This window comes from Streptomyces sp. NPDC002490, from assembly GCF_040296045.1.
Taxonomy (GTDB): Bacteria; Actinomycetota; Actinomycetes; order Streptomycetales; family Streptomycetaceae; genus Streptomyces.
Genome location: NZ_JBEOWM010000062.1, coordinates 1 through 17,293, shown reverse-complemented (window position 1 = coordinate 17,293; position 17,293 = coordinate 1). Strand labels below are relative to the sequence as shown.

The following is a 17,293-nucleotide window of genomic DNA, read 5'->3' as shown; positions in this document are numbered from 1 at the left end:
GGGATCAGCCCAGGGGGAGGGCGGGGCGCGGCAAGCCGATCGGCCAGGCGTGCACCGGGTCCCCCGCGTGCATCAGCTCGCAGTAGCGCCGGGTCGTGGCGGCCAGCGCCGCGTTGCGGTCCATGCCTCCCGCGAGGGCGCGGTGGAAGGTGGCCGCCTGCCACGAGGCCCCGTTGGCCCGCCTGCGGCACCTCTCCTCGATCACTCCGAGGTACAGGTCGCGGTCGGCGGGGGTCACGCCCCAGGCGTCCAGCCCCGCGGCGGCCAGGGGCAGCAGTTCGTCCAGGACGAGGGCGGTGGCGGCGATCCTGCGCACGCCGCCGTGCCGCCCCGGGCGGGGCCATCGCAGTTCGGCCCCGATCCCGTGCCGGCAGGCGTCGTCGAAGTTGGCGGCGGCCTCCTCGAAGGACAGCCTGCTCCACACCGGGACGGCGTCCTCGGCCAGTGCCCGCACCACTCCGTAGTAGAAGGCCGTGTTCGCGACGACGTCGACGACCGTCGGCCCGGCCGGCAGCACCCGGTTCTCCACCCGCAGGTGGGGCACGCCGTCGGCGACGCCGTACACCGGGCGGTTCCACCGGTACACGGTGCCGTTGTGCAGCACCAGTTCGGCGAGCGAGGGCACCCCGCCCCCGTCGAGCACCTTCAGCGGGTCCTCCTCGTCGCAGATCGACAGCAGCGGCGGGAAGAACCGCAGGTTCTCCTCGAACAGGTCGTACGGCGAGTCGATCCAGCGTTCCCCGAACCAGGTGCGCGGCCGGACGCCCTGGGCCGCCAGCTCTGGCGGACGGGTGTCGATGGACTGCTGGAACAGCGGCGGCCGGGATTCGCACCACAGTTCCCGGCCGAACAGGAAGGGCGAATTGGCCCCCAGGGCGATCTGCACCCCCGCCACGGCCTGAGCCGCGTTCCACACCCCCGCGAACCGGGCCGGGGTCACCTGGAGGTGGAGTTGCACCGAGGTGCAGGCGGCCTCGGGGGCGATCGACTCCGAGGTGCAGGTGAGTCGTTCCACGCCGTCGATGTCGAGGAGGAAGCTCTCTCCCCGGGCAGCGACGATCTGCTCGTTGAGCAACGTGTAGCGATCCGCCTCGGAGAGGTTCGCCGGCACCAGGTCGCCCTGGGTGAGCGTGGGGAGGATCCCGATCATCACGATTCCGGCATCGACTTCGTTCGCCTTCCGGTGGGCGTAGGAGAGACCGGTGCGGAGTTCTTCCGCCAACTGGTCCAACACCCGTCCGCCGAGCCGGTGGGGCGCGATATTGACTTCCAGGTTGAACATGGCCAGTTCGGTCTGGAAATCCCGGCTCGCGATCCGTTCGAGCACTTGCGCATTCATCATCCGCGGCAACCCGTCCGGCCCGGCGAGATTGAGCTCGATCTCCAGTCCCATGAGGTTCTTGGGACGGTCGAAGCGCTCCTCGTCCAGGAGTCGCCCGAGCCCCGTCAGACACTGTCGGAGCTTCTTCCGGTACCGCTGCCGATCGGACAGGTCGACCACACCCGCTACGACCTTCTCCCCCATCGAAGTATTCCCTCCTCGAAGTGGGCAGCCCACCGTCTGGCCGCGTCGTCCTCGGGGATGATGCCCAGACGCGGCCATCGGTAACGTCCCGCCGCCGCCACCTGGCCCCGCCACCACGGGCGTGTTCCGCATTGGGCGCTTTCACGAGGCAATGGACGCTGCGCACGGGAACACCCACAAGGTCGAGCAGAAGGGCTAGCCGCGCCCCCGCAAAGCCTGCCGAATTGTGGCGCAAAACGGCAAGGAGAATCGGCCGCCCCACCCCACAAAACAACACGAGGTCACAGAGTCGAACGCATCGCGAATGGGGATAAAAAAGCCCGACCCACCGGCCAGAAGACATCTTGCTCGGGCCGGTTCGATCAGCTAGCCGAATCATCGAACGAACGCGCATCGTATAAACTTCGCTACCGAGGCAGAGAGTTGGCGTTCGCGGCCCTGTCCCACCGCTCCCGCTTCCTCTGACCCCGTGCGCTGACAGTGCTGTCCGCGCTTCCTGGTTCCGCCTGCCGGTGAATGAGAGGCGACCCACCATGCCGCTGGTCTATCCCCCAGCCCCCGCGCCCACCCTGAGTAGCGTCATCACGGCACTGGAATCCCCCACCGCCGTTCACGAGGCCCGCACCCCCACCCTGCGTTCCGCGCAGGGCGCCGTCGCGGCGGAACTCCCGCTGCCCGTCCACGTACTCGACCGGCTCGTGCCCGGGGCCCGCGCCAGCCTCGCGGGCTGGCGCTACGCGATCCGGTGCGACGGCAGGTCGGTGGCCGCAGCGGACACCGTCCTCACCCCGGACGGCTGGGCCTTCTCCCACTTCTTCGAGGGCCCGTACATCGCCTCCACCGAACGCGCCGTGCGCCAGGCGGAATCCCTCCAGGCCCCCCACCAGCCCCGACTGCTGTCGCTCCCCGGCTTGTACATGCTGACCCTGTGGCTGCACGGCGACCCCGCGGCGGACCCGGCGGTGGGCAGTCCCGCCCCCGACGACCTGCTCGTCCCCTTGGCGCCGGCGCCCCCGGGGGTGCCGGCCCACCGCGTCCACCGGGTGGACGAACTGCTGCCCGCCCTGGGGCACCGGCTCGCACCGGCGCCTCCGCTCGCCGCGCCGGCCTGACCCGCTCCGCGAGGGACCCCACGGCGCCCGGGGGTTCCCCTGCGCGACGGCGGCCCCACCGCTCACTCCGAGCACCGGGGCCGTTCCCCTCCGTTTCCGGCCCAGACGGACTAGCCCTTTCCGACCATGGCGAACCCTCCTTTGGGACAGGCCAGGTGGACTGAACCATCCTTGCGGGTGATACGCGTCTAGCGAGTAAGAACCGGCTGCGACGAAATCCCTGCGGAATCACGCCCGTGCGGCAACACTGGAATCAGACCGACGACACGGGCGGCGGCACGTCTCCTCGTTCCGCCGCAGCACGGACGTCACACCGCAGCGAAAGAGCGCTTCCACCATGTGCCAGCATCAGCCATCGTGCCCGACGGCGGAGTCCGCCGACCGTGAGGCCGCGCTCGCCGTGGCCCACCGCCCCGAACAGGGGTGGAGTCTCCTCTGCAACGGCGTCCTGCACTTCGAGGACACCGGTGAACTCCTACCCAACGGCGAAGTCATCGCGCCTCGTCGCCCACTGGGCGCGGACGGGGTGATGACGGCGGCCTGAGCCCGCCGGTGCTGACGGACCGGTCGGGCGACCCGTGGCCGCCCGACCGGTCCGTCAGCACGTCAAGCCCTGCCGGCGGTTCACTCCCCGTAGGCGTCCAGCGGCGGGCAGGAGCACACCAGGTTGCGGTCGCCGTACGCCTGGTCGATCCGCCGCACCGGCGGCCAGTACTTGTCCGCGGGCGACACCCCGGCCGGGAAGACCGCCACGTCCCGCTCGTAGGGGTGCTCCCAGTCGCCGGCCAGGGAACGCGCGGTGTGGGGCGCGTTGCACAGCGGGTTGTCCTCGGCCGGCCACTGTCCGGACGCCACCTTCTCGATCTCCGCCCGAATGGCGATCATCGCCTCGCAGAAGCGGTCGAGTTCGGTGAGGTCCTCGCTCTCGGTGGGCTCGATCATCAGGGTGCCCGCCACCGGGAACGACATCGTGGGCGCGTGGAAGCCGTAGTCGATCAGCCGCTTGGCCACGTCGTCGACCGTCACGCCGGTCGCCTTGGTGAGCGGCCGCAGGTCGATGATGCACTCGTGGGCGACCAGACCGCCCGGACCGGTGTAGAGGACCGGGTAGTGCGGCTCCAGGCGCTTGGCGACGTAGTTCGCGGACAGCACCGCCACCTGGGTGGCCCGCTTGAGCCCTTCACCGCCCATGAGGCGCACGTACGCCCAGGAGATGGGCAGGATGCCCGCCGAACCCCACGGCGCGGCCGAGATCGGCCCCACGCCCGTGTCCGGTCCGGCCGCCGGCTGGAGCGGGTGGTTCGGCAGATGGGGTGCGAGATGGGCGCGCACCGCCACCGGCCCGACCCCGGGCCCGCCGCCCCCGTGCGGGATGCAGAAGGTCTTGTGCAGGTTCAGGTGCGAGACGTCGCCGCCGAACCGCCCCGGCTTGGCCAGCCCGACCAGCGCGTTGAGGTTGGCGCCGTCGACGTAGACCTGGCCGCCCGCGTCGTGCACGGCCGCGCAGATGTCGGCGACGTGCTCCTCGAACACCCCGTGCGTCGACGGATACGTGATCATCAGGACGGCCAGTTCCTCGCGGTGCCGCTCGATCTTGGCCCGCAGGTCGTCGACGTCCACCTCGCCGTCGTCGGCGGTCGCCACGACGACCACCCGCATCCCCGCCATGACCGCGCTCGCCGCGTTCGTCCCGTGCGCCGAGGAGGGGATCAGGCAGACCGTGCGCTGTTCCTCCCCGCGCGCCCGGTGGTAGCCGCGCACCGCGAGCAGGCCGGCCAGTTCGCCCTGCGACCCCGCGTTCGGCTGGAGGGACACCTTGTCGTAGCCGGTGACCTCGGCGAGCCGGTCCTCCAGTTCCCGGATCAGCGTCAGGTAACCCTGGGCCTGCTCGGCAGGGGCGAAGGGGTGCAGCTGCCCGAACTCCGGCCAGGTGACCGGTTCCATCTCGGTGGTGGCGTTCAGCTTCATCGTGCAGGAACCGAGCGGGATCATGCCCCGGTCGAGGGCGTAGTCCCGGTCGGAGAGCCGGCGCAGGTAGCGCAGCATCGCCGTCTCGGAGCGGTACTGGTGGAAGACGGGGTGCGTCAGGTAGTCGTCGGTGCGCAGCAGCGCCGCCGGCAGAGCGTCCGGGACCCTCGCGTCCAGGTCCTCGACGTCGGCGTCGGCTCCGAAGGCGGTCCAGACCGTCCCGAGTTGCTCGCGGGTGGTGGTCTCGTCGCAGGCCACGCCGACGTGGTCGGCGTCCACCAGCCGCAGGTTGACCCCGTCCTCGCGGGCCGCGGCCACGACGGCGGCGGCCCTGCCGGGCACCCGTGCCGTCACCGTGTCGAAGAACGCGCCGTGCACCACCTCGACACCGGCGGCCCGCAGGCCCGCCGCGAGGACCGCGGCGTAGCGGTGGGTGCGGCGGGCGATGGTCCGCAGGCCCTCCGGCCCGTGGTAGACGGCGTACATGCCGGCCATCACGGCGAGCAGCACCTGGGCGGTGCAGATGTTGCTGGTGGCCTTCTCGCGGCGGATGTGCTGTTCGCGGGTCTGGAGCGCGAGCCGGTAGGCGCGGTCGCCGTCGCGGTCGACGGACACGCCGACGAGCCGGCCGGGCAGGTTGCGGGCGAACTTCTCGTGCACCGCCAGGTAGCCGGCGTGCGGGCCGCCGAAGCCCATGGGCACGCCGAAGCGCTGGGTGGTGCCGACGGCGATGTCCGCGCCCAGTTCGCCGGGCGGGGTCAGCAGGGTGAGGGCGAGCAGGTCGGCGGCGACGGTGACGACGGCGCCCAGTTCGTGGGCCTGTTCGATGACGGGGCGCAGGTCGAGCACGGCCCCGGAGGCCCCCGGGTACTGGAGCAGGACGCCGGTGACGCCCCGCTCGGCGACCTCGGTGGGGATGCCGGCGGTCAGGTCGGCGACGACGACCTCCACCCCGGTCGGTTCGGCGCGGGTCCGGATGACGGCGACCGTCTGGGGCAGGGTGTCCGCGTCGACGAGGAAGACGCCGCCCTTGACCTTGCCGACCCGGCGGGAGAGTGCCATGGCCTCGGCGGCGGCGGTCCCCTCGTCCAGGAGGGAGGCTCCGGACGTGGGCAGCCCGGTCAGTTCGGCCACCGTCGTCTGGAAGTTCAGCAGGGCCTCCAGACGGCCCTGCGAGATCTCCGGCTGGTACGGCGTGTAGGCGGTGTACCAGGCCGGGTTCTCCATGACGTTGCGGAGGATGACCGGCGGGGTGAAGGTGCCGTAGTAGCCCAGGCCGATCATGGAGCCGAGGACGTCGTTGCGGTCGGCGAGGGAGCGCAGTTCGGCGAGGACATCGGCCTCGGTGCGGGCCGCGGGCAGGTCGAGCGCCTCGGCGTTCTTGATGACGTCGGGGACCGCGGTGGCCGTCAGCTCGTCCAGTGAGCCGTACCCGACCTGGGCGAGCATCTTGGCACGGGCTTCCGCATCGGGGCCGATGTGGCGCCGCTCGAACGGAATGCCCTGTTCGAGCTGGGAGAGCGGGGGACGGTTGACAGTCATTGCGGGGGCCTCCTGGTCGGTACGACCTGCGAGGGGCACCATGACGCGGGTGCCCGGACGGCCTCCCCCTCTGTCATCTCAACCTGAGAGCTTCACCGGGCGCGCGGCCCGACTTTCACCGTCGGTGAGGGCGGAGGTCCGGAAACCGCCCGCCCTGCTTTCCAGAGTGACCTCACCCGCGCGGTACTGGGGCCTGAGAGATTCCGGGGAGGATTTGCTCCTTCGGCGCCCCCGACCGTGGCCAGGGAGCTCTCCCGCACGGGGTCGACAGCCGCCTCCAGCCTACCAGCGGCTCTTCGCACGGGGCTTCGAGTGGCCGCCTGCGGAAATCTGCTCTTTCGTGGTGCTGACGGATGAGTTGCGACGAGCTGGAGGGCACGTGCAGACCGACATCGATCCGCGCAACCTGATCGGCCGCAAGGCGTTCGACCTCCACGGTGCGAGGATCGGCACGGTGGACGAGGTCTACCTCGACGACGCCACGGGAGTGCCGGAGTGGGCGGCGATCCGGACGGGTCTGTTCAGCCGGGACGCGTTCGTCCCCCTGGAGCCCAGCGAACTGGTGGCGGGCACCCTCCGGGTGCCCTTCGAGCGCGCCCTGATCAGGGACGCCCCGGACTTCGGCGTGGGGCGCCACCTCTCCCCCGAACAGGAGCTGCGGCTCTACCACCACTACGGGCTCGACGTGGCCTCTCCCGGCCCGGACGTCGGCGAGTGGGCCGCCGGCCCGGGGGACGAGCCCGAGCCGTCCGGGGAGAGGTAGCCGTCCGCCACCAGGGGGACCGGGTCGGAGGGGGTGAGGTCGGGGTCGTCCACGGCGAAGGTCCGCACCCGGCCCGGCGGGGAGTTTGGGGTCTCGAAGCGCACCGTCACCCGTCCCACCCCGCTGCCCTGGACCCAGCCCGGCCCGTGGACGGCGTGGTGGACGTCGTGTCCGGCCGCCCACCGGGAGGACGCACGGGCGGACGACACGGGGTCCTGCGGGCCTTCGGCCCCCGGATCGGCCTCCGTGTCGGCGGGCACCTCGGGCGGGTGCTCCCCGGCCGCCTGCGCGAACAGGTCCTCCTGGGTGTAGTCGGCGAGGCCGCTGACGCCCACGCCGAGGAGCCGCACGCCGCCGGTGGTGTCCACCGACTCCAGCAGGCGGCCGGCCGCCTCGCGGACCACCCTGGGGTCGTCGGTGGGCCCGCGCAGCGTCTCGGAGCGGGTGAGCGTCGAGAAGTCGTAGCGGCGCACCTTGAGCACCACGGTGCGGCCCGAATGGCCGGAGTCCCGCAGCCGTCGCACGCACCGTTCGGCGAGCCGCTGCACCTCCAGCCGCACCCGGGTCCGGTCGTGGATGTCGACGTCGTACGTGTCCTCCACGGACACCGACTTCGTCTCGCGTTCGGCCACCACCGGCCGCTCGTCGCGGGCGAGGGCCATCGCGTACAGGCCCGCTCCGTGGGCCTTGCCCAGCAGCCGCACCAGTTCGTCCTCGCCGGCCTCGGCGAGTTCGCCGACGGTGCTGATGCCCGCCCGGCGCAGGTGGTCGCCGGTGGCGGGCCCCACCCCCGGCAGCACCCGGACCGCCATGGGGGCCAGCAGGGCCCGTTCGGTGCCCGCCCGCACCAGCAGCAGACCGTCCGGTTTGGCCTCCTCCGATGCGATCTTGGCGACCATCTTGGAGGCGGCCAGCCCGACCGACCCGGTCAGCCCCGTGGCGGCCCGGATGTCGGCGCGCAGTCGGGTGCCCACCGCGCGGGCGGACGCCTCCTCGCGGGCCGTGCCGCCCGCCTCCAGGTCCACGAAGGCCTCGTCCAGGCTGAGCGGCTCCACCAGCGGGGACAACTCCCGCAACATGCTCATCACCCGGTCGCTGATCTCCCGGTAGAAGCCGAAGCGGGGCACCAGGTAGGCGGCGTTCGGAGCGAGCCTGCGGGCCTGGGCCGTGGGCATCGCCGAGCGGACCCCGAACCGGCGTGCCTCGTAGGACGCGGTGGCCACCACCCCCCGCGGACCGATGCCGCCCACCACCACGGCCTTCCCGCGCAGGCTGGGCTTGGCGGCCTGCTCCGCCGAGGCGTAGAAGGCGTCCATGTCCAGGTGCAGGATGGTGGGCTGGTTCCTCACCCTTCCGATGCTGCCCTACGGCGGTGACAACGCCCCCAGGCGGCCCGGGGGCGGCCTCCCGAGGTCAGCCGGCGCGGTTGCGGCGCCGGGCGAGTTCGTCCGCCGGATTGTGGCCGATCAAGGTCTCTCCCGTGTCGACGCGCTCGCCGTGCAGTTGGGACAGGGCGCTCTCGACGTCCTGCCAGACCACGCCGACGGCGATGCCGAAGACGCCCTGGCCGCCCTGGAGCAACTTGTGCACCTCGTCGGGCGAACTGCACTCGTAGACGGTGGCGCCGTCGCTCATCAGCGTCAGCCGCTCCAGGTCGCGGAATCCGCGCTCCCGCAGGTGCTGGACGGCCGCCCGGATGTTCTGGAGGGACACGCCCGTGTCCAGGAACCGCTTCACGATCTTGAGGACGACCACGTCCCGGAAGCTGTACAGCCGCTGGGTGCCGGAGCCGTGCGCGGGCCGAACGCTGGGCTCCACCAGACCGGTGCGGGCCCAGTAGTCCAACTGGCGGTAGGTGATGCCGGCGGCGGCACACGCGGTGGGACCCCGGTAGCCGACCGGTTCCGCGGCGCGCCGGGCGTCGTTCTCGGGCACCGGCAGGGGACGGGGCGGCACCTGGCCGACCCGACCGTCGTGGAGCGCGTACGGGCCGCCTTCCCCCAGGATCCGTCCGGGGGCACCCCCAGCCGTACCGTCGCCGCTGCTTCTCACGCCGACCTCCGTCCTTGACCTGCCCTCACGACGGTAGGCAGTCGCTCGGAGTGCGTCAACGATCGCCACACTCGCCACGCCGAGTGATAATCACCCTACGAGTGGTTTCCCGTGTCCGGTTGCGGGGAAAGGCTAGCCGAATGCGGTGAGAGGGCCGTCCCGGGATGGAGACGACCCCCACCGTCCGGACGCTCGCACCGGCGGCGCGGGCCCGACAGTCCGGTCACTGGCTGTTGGTGCCGAAGTCCTCGGGGGAGATCTGGTCGAGGAACTCGCGGAACTTCTCCACCTCGTCCTCCTGCTCGTCGGGGATGGCGATGCCCGCGTCGGCGAGCACCCCGTCACTGCCGTAGATCGGCGTTCCCGTGCGCAGGGCCAGCGCTATGGCGTCCGAAGGACGCGCACTGACCTCGACACCGCTTGCGAAGACCAGTTCCGCGTAGAAGACGCCTTCGCGGAGGTCCGTGATGCGCACTTCGCTCAGCTCCTGGCCCACGGCCTCCAGCACGTCCTTGAACAGGTCGTGGGTCAGCGGACGCGCGGGAGCCATGCCCTGTTGGGCGAAGGCGATCGCCGTCGCCTCCCCGGGCCCGATCCAGATGGGGAGGTAACGGTCGCCTCCCACTTCACGCAGAAGCACGATCGGTTGGTTGGAGGGCATTTCGACCCGGACACCTACGACGTCGAGCTCGTTCACACAGCAACCCTAGGCCGTGCCCGGCACCTTTGGGTAGTCGGGCACCCCTCCGGGCCCTCCAGCAGGCCGTTCCGGTGCCGTGGACGGCCGGTCGCTCAGGGCGACCGCACCCCCAGGGCCGCGTGCACCAGCACGGTGTGCAGCCGGACGGTGAGCCCGGCCAGCTCCCGGGCCCGGGCCTCGGCATGGGCCCGGGTCTGGGGGTTCCGGTGCATCCGCAGGGGCGCCACGACCTGGTCGACGAGACCGGCCTCGCGGTCGGCGGAGCCCTTCATCGCCCTCAGGTGCCGGGGCTCGATCCCGAACCGGCCCAGTTCCTGGACGAGGCCCGCCACGGTCACGGCCGAGGCGTCGTAGCTGCCGTCGGGCAGCGGAGCGAGCAATCCGTAGGACTCCCACTCGGCGAGCCCGTCCTCCCCGATGCCGACGGCGGCCATCAGCTCCGCACGGCCCACTCGGGCCGCCGTGGGCGCGGTCCCCGGAGCCCCGGGCCCCGCCGGGTCCTCGTCCGGGGTGTCACCCGGTCGCCCCAGGGACGGCAGCTGGACCGCCTCGCCCCGTTCCAGGGCCTGCACGTACTCGCGGATCACCCGCAGCGGCAGGTAGTGGTCCCGCTGCAACCGCAGGACCTGGCCGAGCCGCTCCACGTCCTGCACGCTGAACTTGCGGTACCCGGACGGGGTGCGCTGCGGTTCGACGAGGCCCTCCGACTCCAAGAAACGGATCTTGGAGATGGTGACCTCCGGGAACTCGTTCCGCAGCGCGTTCAACACGGCGCCGATGCTCAGCAGGCGACGGCCCGCCGCGGCGGTGCCGTTGCCGGCACCGCCCGGTGTGTGCACCATGGACCTTCCCTGGTCAGACACCCCGCTGGCTCGCGTAGAAGACCAGCCGGTACTTACCGATCTGCACCTCGTCGCCGTGGGAGAGCCGAACGTTGTCCACCGGCTCACGGTTGACGTACGTGCCGTTGAGGCTGCCCGCGTCGGCGACCGTGAACGAGCCGTCCTGTGCACGTCGGAACTCGACGTGCCGCCGGGAGACCGTGATGTCGTCCAGGAAGATGTCGCTCTGCGGGTGACGCCCCGCGGTCGTCAGATCACCGTCGAGGAGGAAACGGCTGCCCGAGTTCGGCCCCCGTCGCACCACCAGGAGCGCGGAACCGAAGGGCAGCGCGTCGACCGCGGCCTGCGCCTCGGGCGACAGGGAGGGCAACTGGGTCTGCCCCGTCACCTCCGAGTCGTACGCCTCCAGGCCGGAGATCGAAATGGTCGAGGTCGTCTCCGAAGGCCGCTCGGCGCCACCGCGCAGGGGAGCCCCGCAGTGCGAGCAGAAACGGCTCGCCTGCGCGTTCCGGCTGCCGCACCTCGTGCACACCAGATCCATGGACGGACCGCCCTCCTGCCCCCCGCCCGGAGGCTGGGAGCCGTACGGACCGGCGGCGAACCCACCGCCCGCGCCCGGGGCCGACTGCTCCCCGAAACCTATGGGCGCGGAGGTGGCGGGGTCGACGGGAGACGCGCCCCGTCCACCCGGGACGTCACCGCCCGGAGCACCCACCTGATCGCGGAACAGCGGACGCTCACCGGACTGCGCCTCGGCGTCCCCCTGCCGCGGGGCACGGTGCCGGGCCGTGGCGTTGCCACGCTCCTCGCGTGCGCTCTTGCCGAACAACTTCGCAAACAACTTCACGGGCGATTCCCCTTGACCGAAACAGACCCGCCCGTGGGGCAGGACGAACCCTGAGTACACACACCTGCCGACCCGGACACCTTCACAACGTCCGTACCCACCAGACAGTTTCCACCACGCACCGCGCTTCCGGTGCGCCGACCCCCCGCAATCACGCGCCCTCGCAAAGTGACCGAGGCGTTCCCCGGCTCACCGCGAGGACGACCGAGCGTAGTCAGGCCGCTGCGCCGGCCGCAAGGCATCCACGACGATCTTCTTCGAGCGCGTCACGGTCACGTCGGCCTGCTCCTTCTCCAGAGTCTGCACCACGCCGCCGGGAATGTTGAGCGCCGGTTCGAGGTCCTGCGGCCTGCCGATGACCTTGAAACGGTAGGGGGGACTGATCCCGGTTCCGTCCACGCTCACTCCTTCTCCCTTGCCGCCCGTCAGATACGTGCCGGCCACCACCCGGACCCCGTTCAGTTGGATCGCCTCGGCGCCGGCCGCACGCAACTCCTGGACGGCGTCCAGGAGCATGCGGGCCTCCACCGCTGCCCGGGAGTCCGTGACGACCACCGTGATGCCGGGTCCTTCGGCGCCCACGGTGCCCGCCAGCACCCCCAGCTGCTTCTCCCTCTCGACGGTCTGCTTGCGCGCCTCTTCCGCCTGGTCCGAGCTGTTCTCCAGCTCGGTCCGCTGGCCCTGGAGACGCTGCTTCTCCTCTTCTAGACGTTGGGTCCGGTCATCCAGTTCATCAAGGATCCGCACCAGATCCTCCTGCCTGGCGCCACGGAGCACACTACTGTCGCTGGTGGCCGCCACCTGGACGGCGAGGCCGAAACCGAGCCCCGCCAGCAGCAGTGCCACGATCAGTTGCGCCCGGCTGAAGCGCGGCGGCCACAACCCCTTGACCAGGCGTTGACGGCCCGTCAGGCCCGGGGGAGCCCCCTCCGGGGCGCCGTGCCCCTGCGTTTCCCCCGGACCGCCGGCCACGGGTCCCACCGGCACTTCCGCGGGCAGTTCCGCACGGAGCGGCCACCCGGAGCCGGACCGCCGGGCGTCCCGTCCCGCGGAACGGGTGCCCTCCTCGGGGCCGCGCCCCTCGCTGCCGTCTGAGTTCATCTGCCTCACGCCCGGAAGACGTGCCGCCGGATCGCGGCGGCGTTGGAGAAGATGCGGATGCCCAGCACGACCACCACACCGGTCGACAGCTGGGCGCCGACGCCCAACTCGTCGCCCAGGAAGACGATCAGTGCCGCCACCACGACGTTCGACAGGAACGACACCACGAACACCTTGTCGTCGAAGATGCCGTCGAGCATCGCCCGCAGGCCGCCGAAGACGGCGTCGAGCGCCGCGACCACGGCGATCGGCAGATACGGCTCGACCACCGCGGGGACTTCGGGTCGGACCAGCAGTCCGGCCACGACTCCCAGGACGAGGCCCAGTACGGCGATCACGATGTGCCCTTCTCTGTTCTCGGCTGTGCGGTACGGACGATCACGCTCGGTGCCGCCGGCAACCGCAGGTCCTTGTGTACGGAAATCCCGGTCCTGATCCCGAAGTTCTCCTGGAGAGCGTTGAGGTACAGGCCGTCGGGACTGTTCTGGAACCGGGTGCTCAGCCGCTCCCCGTCCCCCACCGCAAGCACCGTGTACGGCGGGACCAGGGGCCGGTTGTCGACCAGCACCGCATCGCCGGCGGCACGGATGGCGGACAGCGCCGTCAACCGCTGGCCGTTGATCGACACGGCCTCGGCACCGGAGTGCCACAGGCCGTTGACGACGCGCTGGAGGTCACGGTCCTTGACCCGCCCGGTGTCGGAGAAGCCGGAGGTGCCGCGCGGGCCGTCGCCGTCGACGTCGGCCTCCTTCGCGTCGTCCACCGTCAGCTTGACCCCGGGTCCGTGCACGGCGGAGGAACCCGCCAGGACGCCGATGAGGTCGTCGGGGCCGGTCTCGTGCCGGAGCGCCTCGCGACGGCGGTCGTGCACGTCGTCCCGCAGGTCGTCCACGTTCTTCTGCAACTCGTCGGCCGCGGCGGTTTCGGCCTCGACCCGGTCGATCAGTTCCTCCCGCTCCTTCGCGATCACCGGAGCGGTGGCCCGGGCCTGGGCCGCACCCACCGTGACCACGAGGGCCGCCAGGACCAGCCCGCCGGCGAGCCCGAGGCGGGCCCGGAGCGTCTTCGGAAGCCCGCCGGATTCGCCCTGCGCCCGCTTGCGGGCGGCCGCCTCCGCATAACCGTCGTCGAGGCTGTGGTCCATGACGTTGGTCAGCAGGGACATGGACGCGTCCGGGCGCCGGGGACGCGAAGCAGTACTCCGAACAGGGGGCGGCTGCGGCATGCCGCACATCGTCGCACGTCGGTGCCCATTCCTCCGAATGGCCCTGTCCGGCCGCCGGACGGGGCGGTTCGGCGACGCCGGCGTCCACTCGAAAGACGTACCCGGGCGGGTCGTGCGACGGCCCGCCCGGGTGACCTCCGCTCAGCTGCCGGCGCCCTCCACGACCGCCGACCACTCGTCCAACAGCGCCTGGGCGGACGCGTCGTCGGGGCCCTCGGCCCACAGGTGGGTGACCGCTTCCGCGCGATCCGGCAGGACCAGCACCCACCGGCCGTCCGCCTCGACCACCCGGACCCCGTCCGTGGTGTCCACGGACCGGTCCCCGGCTTCCTCGACCACGCGCCGCATCACCAGCCCCTTGACCGCCCACGGGGTGGCCACGTCCCGCTTCAGGACGTGCGCCCGCGGAATCCGGGCATCGATCTGACTCAACGTGAGCTGGGTGCGGGCCACCAGACCGATGAGTCGGACGAAGGCCGCCGTGCCGTCGAACACGCTGCTGAACTCGGGCACGATGAACCCGCCACGGCCGTCGCCGCCGAAGATCGTCGTCTCCTCACGTCCCACCCGGGTCAGGTCGTCGGGGGTGGTCGTCGTCCAGTCGACCTGGGTGCCGTGGTAGGCGGCGACCTGCTCGGCGATCCGGGTGGTGGTCACCGGCAGCGCCACCCGACCGCTGCGCCGTTCGGCGGCGACCAGGTCCAGCATCACCAGGAGCGCCCGGTCGTCCTCGACGATCCGCCCCTTCTCGTCCACCAGGGAAAGCCGCTCGCCGACCGGGTCGAAGCGGACGCCGAAGGCCGCCCGGGCGGAGGCCACGATCTCGCCCAGCCGCACCAGCCCGGAGCGCCGGGCCTCCGCGGTCTCGGTGGGCCGCGCCTCGTCCAATCCCGGGTTGACGGTCAGCGAGTCGACGCCGAGCCTGCCCAACAGGCTGGGCAGGACCAGTCCGGCGCTCCCGTTCGAGGCGTCCACCACGACCTTCAGCCCGGATTCGGCGATTCCCGTGGTGTCGACGTTGCGCAGCAGGGACCCGGTGTACGAGTCGAAGACGCTCGACGGGAAGTGCAGGTCCCCGATCTCGCCGGGGAAGGCACGGCGGTACTCCTGGCGTGCGTAGACCCGGTCGAGTTTGCGCTGGCTCGCCTGCGAGAGGTCGGCGCCCCGGCCGTCGAAGAACATGATGTCGACCGAGTCGGGCACTCCGGGCGAGGTGCGGATCATGATGCCGCCGGCGCTGCCCCGCGCGGTCTGCTGCCGCGCCACCGGAAGCGGGACGTTCTCCAGGTCCCGCACGTCGATGGCACTGGCCTGGAGCGCGGAGATCACCGCGCGCTTGAGCGCGCGGGCGCCCCGGGAGTGGTCACGTGCGGTGGTGACCGTTGCTCCCTTCTTCAGGGTCGTGGCGTAGGCACCCGCGAGGCGTACGGCCAGTTCGGGGGTGATCTCCACGTTCAGGATGCCGCTGACGCCCCGCGCCCCGAAGAGGTGGGCCTGACCCCGCGACTCCCAGATGACCGAGGTGTTGACGAAGGCGCCCGCCTCGATGGTCTTGAAGGGGTAGACCCGTACGTTGCCCTGGACGATCGATTCCTCGCCGACGAGGCACTCGTCGCCGATGACGGCACCGTCCTCGATGCGCGCCGCCCGCATGATGTCGGTGTTCTTGCCCACCACGCAGCCGCGGAGGTTGCTGTGGTCCCCGATGTACACGTTGTCGTGGAGCACGGCCTTGTGGAGGAAGGCCCCGCTCTTCACCACCACGTTCGAGCCGACCACCGTGTGTTCGCGGATCTCGGCGTTCGCCTCCACCTTGGCGTAGTCCCCGATGTACAGCGGGCCCCGGAGGACCGCGTCGGGGTGGACTTCCGCCCCTTCCGCCACCCACACCCCGGGGGAGATCTCGAATCCGTCCAGGTCGACGTCGACCTTGCCTTCGAGGACGTCGGCTTGGGCCTTCACATAGCTCTCGTGGGTGCCGACGTCCTCCCAGTACCCCTCGGCGATGTAGCCGTAGACCGGCTTGCCCTCCTTCATCAATTGGGGGAAGACGTCGCCGGACCAGTCGACGGACGCGTCGGCCTGGACGTAGTCGAAGACCTCCGGCTCCATGACGTAGATGCCAGTGTTGACGGTGTCGGAGAACACCTGGCCCCAGGTGGGCTTCTCCAGGAACCGTTCGACCCGACCTTCCTCGTCGACGATGGTGATGCCGAATTCCAGCGGATTGGGCACTCGGGTGAGACAGACCGTGACGAGCGCCCCCTTCTCCTTGTGGAAGGCGATCAGCTCGGTGAGGTCGAAGTCGGTGAGCGCGTCACCGGAGATGACGAGAAAGGCGTCGTCCTTCAACGCTTCTTCCGCGTTCTTCACGCTTCCCGCGGTACCGAGCGGCTTCTCCTCGTTGGCGTAGGACAAGTCCATGCCGAGTTCTTCACCGTCGCCGAAGTAGTTCTTGACGAGGGAAGCCAGGAACTGGACGGTGACCACTGTCTCGGTGAGCCCATGCCTCTTGAGGAGCCTGAGCACGTGCTCCATGATGGGGCGGTTCGCCACCGGCAGGAGCGGCTTGGGCATGCTTGAGGTCATCGGACGAAGGCGTGTGCCTTCGCCTCCGGCCATCACGACGGCCTTCATGTCGGAAGCGTCCTCCTTGGGAGACGACGGTCTAGCCGACTGCGAGCCTTCTCATTGTCCCGCACGGATGCGTTGCGGGCCATCAGGCCACCGCCCAGGCGTCATCGGTGGGCTCAGCCGGCCATGGCGTCCGCCCGTACCAGACGGCGGACCTGCACCACGTAGAGGACTCCTGCCCACCAGTACAGGGTTGTACCCCACCCGGCGAACGCCCATCCGAAAATGGCGGCGAGTGACGCGATCCAACCGCTGCCGTCGCTGAGGAGGAGCAAGGGGAACGCGTACATCAGGTTGAAGGTGGCCGCCTTGCCGAGGAAGTTCACCTGCGGCGGCGGATATCCGTGTCGGCGCAGGATGCCGACCATCACCAACAGCACGAGTTCACGTGCCAACAGGACGGCGGTCAACCAGAGCGGCAGGATGTCACGCCAGGTGAGGCCGACCAGGGTGGACAGGATGTAGAGCCGGTCGGCTGCGGGGTCGAGCAGCCGACCGAGGCTGCTGACCTGGTTCCAGCGCCGGGCGAGCTTCCCGTCCAGATAGTCGCTGATACCGCTCAGGGCCAGCACGAGCAACGCCCAGCCATCGCTCTGGGGGCCGCCGAACTCCGGTCGGAGGATCAGCCACAGGAAGAGCGGCACACCCGCGAGGCGGGCCATGCTGAGGATGTTGGGGATGGTGAGGACCCGGTTCGTTTGGACGCGGGTCTCCTGGACCTCCATCCGGGGGCCTCCTGTGGGAAACGAATCGACGATACGTCCTGACCCTACCGCCCGACGGACAAAGCCCCGCACTGAGGGCATGGACCTTCCCCCGGAAAACGCAAAAAAGTCGTGTGTCCCAGGAAGAAACCCTCCCGGGACACACGACTCATATCAAATTTAGTTCGGCGGCGTCCTACTCTCCCACAGGGTCCCCCCTGCAGTACCATCGGCGCTGAAAGGCTTAGCTTCCGGGTTCGGAATGTAACCGGGCGTTT

At 70.7% G+C, this 17,293-nt stretch carries 15 protein-coding genes, 1 rRNA gene and 1 riboswitch; of the genes, 3 read left to right on the top strand and 13 right to left on the bottom strand.

Annotated elements, in window-relative coordinates; translation table 11 throughout:
• Positions 1-4: 4 nt before the first annotated feature.
• Positions 5-1,525, bottom strand: a complete 1,521-nt coding sequence (locus ABT092_RS27550) for a glutamate-cysteine ligase family protein (protein ID WP_351248552.1) — start codon at positions 1,523-1,525, stop codon at positions 5-7.
• Positions 1,526-2,058: 533 nt separating this feature from the next.
• Between ABT092_RS27550 and ABT092_RS27545 the strand changes: the two genes are divergently transcribed.
• Entirely contained in the window at positions 2,059-2,637 is a 579-nt protein-coding gene (locus ABT092_RS27545; RefSeq protein WP_351248550.1) for a hypothetical protein, read from the top strand.
• Positions 2,638-2,974: 337 nt separating this feature from the next.
• The gene (locus ABT092_RS27540) at positions 2,975-3,181 is read left to right on the top strand and encodes a DUF5999 family protein (RefSeq protein ID WP_351248548.1); all 207 of its coding nucleotides are present in this window, start codon (positions 2,975-2,977) and stop codon (positions 3,179-3,181) included.
• Between the two features lie 80 nt (positions 3,182-3,261).
• Here ABT092_RS27540 and gcvP read toward each other — a convergent pair whose 3' ends face one another.
• Positions 3,262-6,147, bottom strand: coding sequence for an aminomethyl-transferring glycine dehydrogenase (gcvP, locus tag ABT092_RS27535; RefSeq protein WP_351248546.1), 2,886 nt, complete (start codon positions 6,145-6,147; stop codon positions 3,262-3,264).
• 171 nt (positions 6,148-6,318) lie between these two features.
• Positions 6,319-6,414: riboswitch (glycine riboswitch) on the bottom strand.
• 112 nt (positions 6,415-6,526) lie between these two features.
• Between gcvP and ABT092_RS27530 the strand changes: the two genes are divergently transcribed.
• Entirely contained in the window at positions 6,527-6,910 is a 384-nt protein-coding gene (locus tag ABT092_RS27530) for a PRC-barrel domain-containing protein (RefSeq protein ID WP_351248544.1), read from the top strand.
• On the opposite strand, the gene ABT092_RS27525 is transcribed toward ABT092_RS27530, so the two are convergent.
• The 11 genes from ABT092_RS27525 to rrf form a co-directional block, all read right to left on the bottom strand.
• On the bottom strand, positions 6,820-8,259 hold the full coding sequence (locus ABT092_RS27525; RefSeq protein WP_351248542.1) for a DNA polymerase IV: 1,440 nt from the start codon (positions 8,257-8,259) through the stop codon (positions 6,820-6,822). The two genes, ABT092_RS27530 and ABT092_RS27525, sit on opposite strands and share 91 nt — an antisense overlap.
• 64 nt (positions 8,260-8,323) lie before the next feature.
• Positions 8,324-8,962: a MerR family transcriptional regulator gene (locus ABT092_RS27520; protein ID WP_351248540.1), complete on the bottom strand. Its 639-nt coding sequence runs from the start codon at positions 8,960-8,962 to the stop codon at positions 8,324-8,326.
• Between the two features lie 223 nt (positions 8,963-9,185).
• Positions 9,186-9,659, bottom strand: coding sequence for a bifunctional nuclease family protein (locus tag ABT092_RS27515; RefSeq protein WP_351248538.1), 474 nt, complete (start codon positions 9,657-9,659; stop codon positions 9,186-9,188).
• A gap of 95 nt (positions 9,660-9,754) precedes the next feature.
• Positions 9,755-10,504, bottom strand: coding sequence for a transcriptional regulator FtsR (gene ftsR / locus ABT092_RS27510; RefSeq protein ID WP_351248536.1), 750 nt, complete (start codon positions 10,502-10,504; stop codon positions 9,755-9,757).
• Positions 10,505-10,517: 13 nt separating this feature from the next.
• Entirely contained in the window at positions 10,518-11,351 is an 834-nt protein-coding gene (locus tag ABT092_RS27505; RefSeq protein ID WP_351248534.1) for an FHA domain-containing protein, read from the bottom strand.
• A 189-nt stretch (positions 11,352-11,540) separates the two neighbouring features.
• Entirely contained in the window at positions 11,541-12,452 is a 912-nt protein-coding gene (locus ABT092_RS27500) for a DUF881 domain-containing protein (protein WP_502968514.1), read from the bottom strand.
• A 5-nt stretch (positions 12,453-12,457) separates the two neighbouring features.
• Positions 12,458-12,790, bottom strand: a complete 333-nt coding sequence (locus ABT092_RS27495) for a small basic family protein (RefSeq protein ID WP_073795017.1) — start codon at positions 12,788-12,790, stop codon at positions 12,458-12,460.
• Positions 12,787-13,617 (bottom strand): DUF881 domain-containing protein, encoded by an 831-nt coding sequence (locus ABT092_RS27490; protein WP_351248530.1) that lies wholly within the window; start codon positions 13,615-13,617, stop codon positions 12,787-12,789. Before ABT092_RS27490 ends, ABT092_RS27495 begins: the two co-directional genes overlap by 4 nt.
• A 201-nt stretch (positions 13,618-13,818) precedes the next feature.
• The gene (locus tag ABT092_RS27485; protein ID WP_351248528.1) at positions 13,819-16,314 is read right to left on the bottom strand and encodes a sugar phosphate nucleotidyltransferase; all 2,496 of its coding nucleotides are present in this window, start codon (positions 16,312-16,314) and stop codon (positions 13,819-13,821) included.
• A gap of 113 nt (positions 16,315-16,427) precedes the next feature.
• Complete coding sequence (clsA, locus tag ABT092_RS27480; RefSeq protein ID WP_351248526.1) at positions 16,428-17,036, bottom strand: cardiolipin synthase ClsA; 609 nt, start codon at positions 17,034-17,036, stop codon at positions 16,428-16,430.
• 162 nt (positions 17,037-17,198) lie between these two features.
• Positions 17,199-17,293: ribosomal RNA gene (gene rrf, locus ABT092_RS27475) — 5S ribosomal RNA — on the bottom strand; the annotation flags it as partial.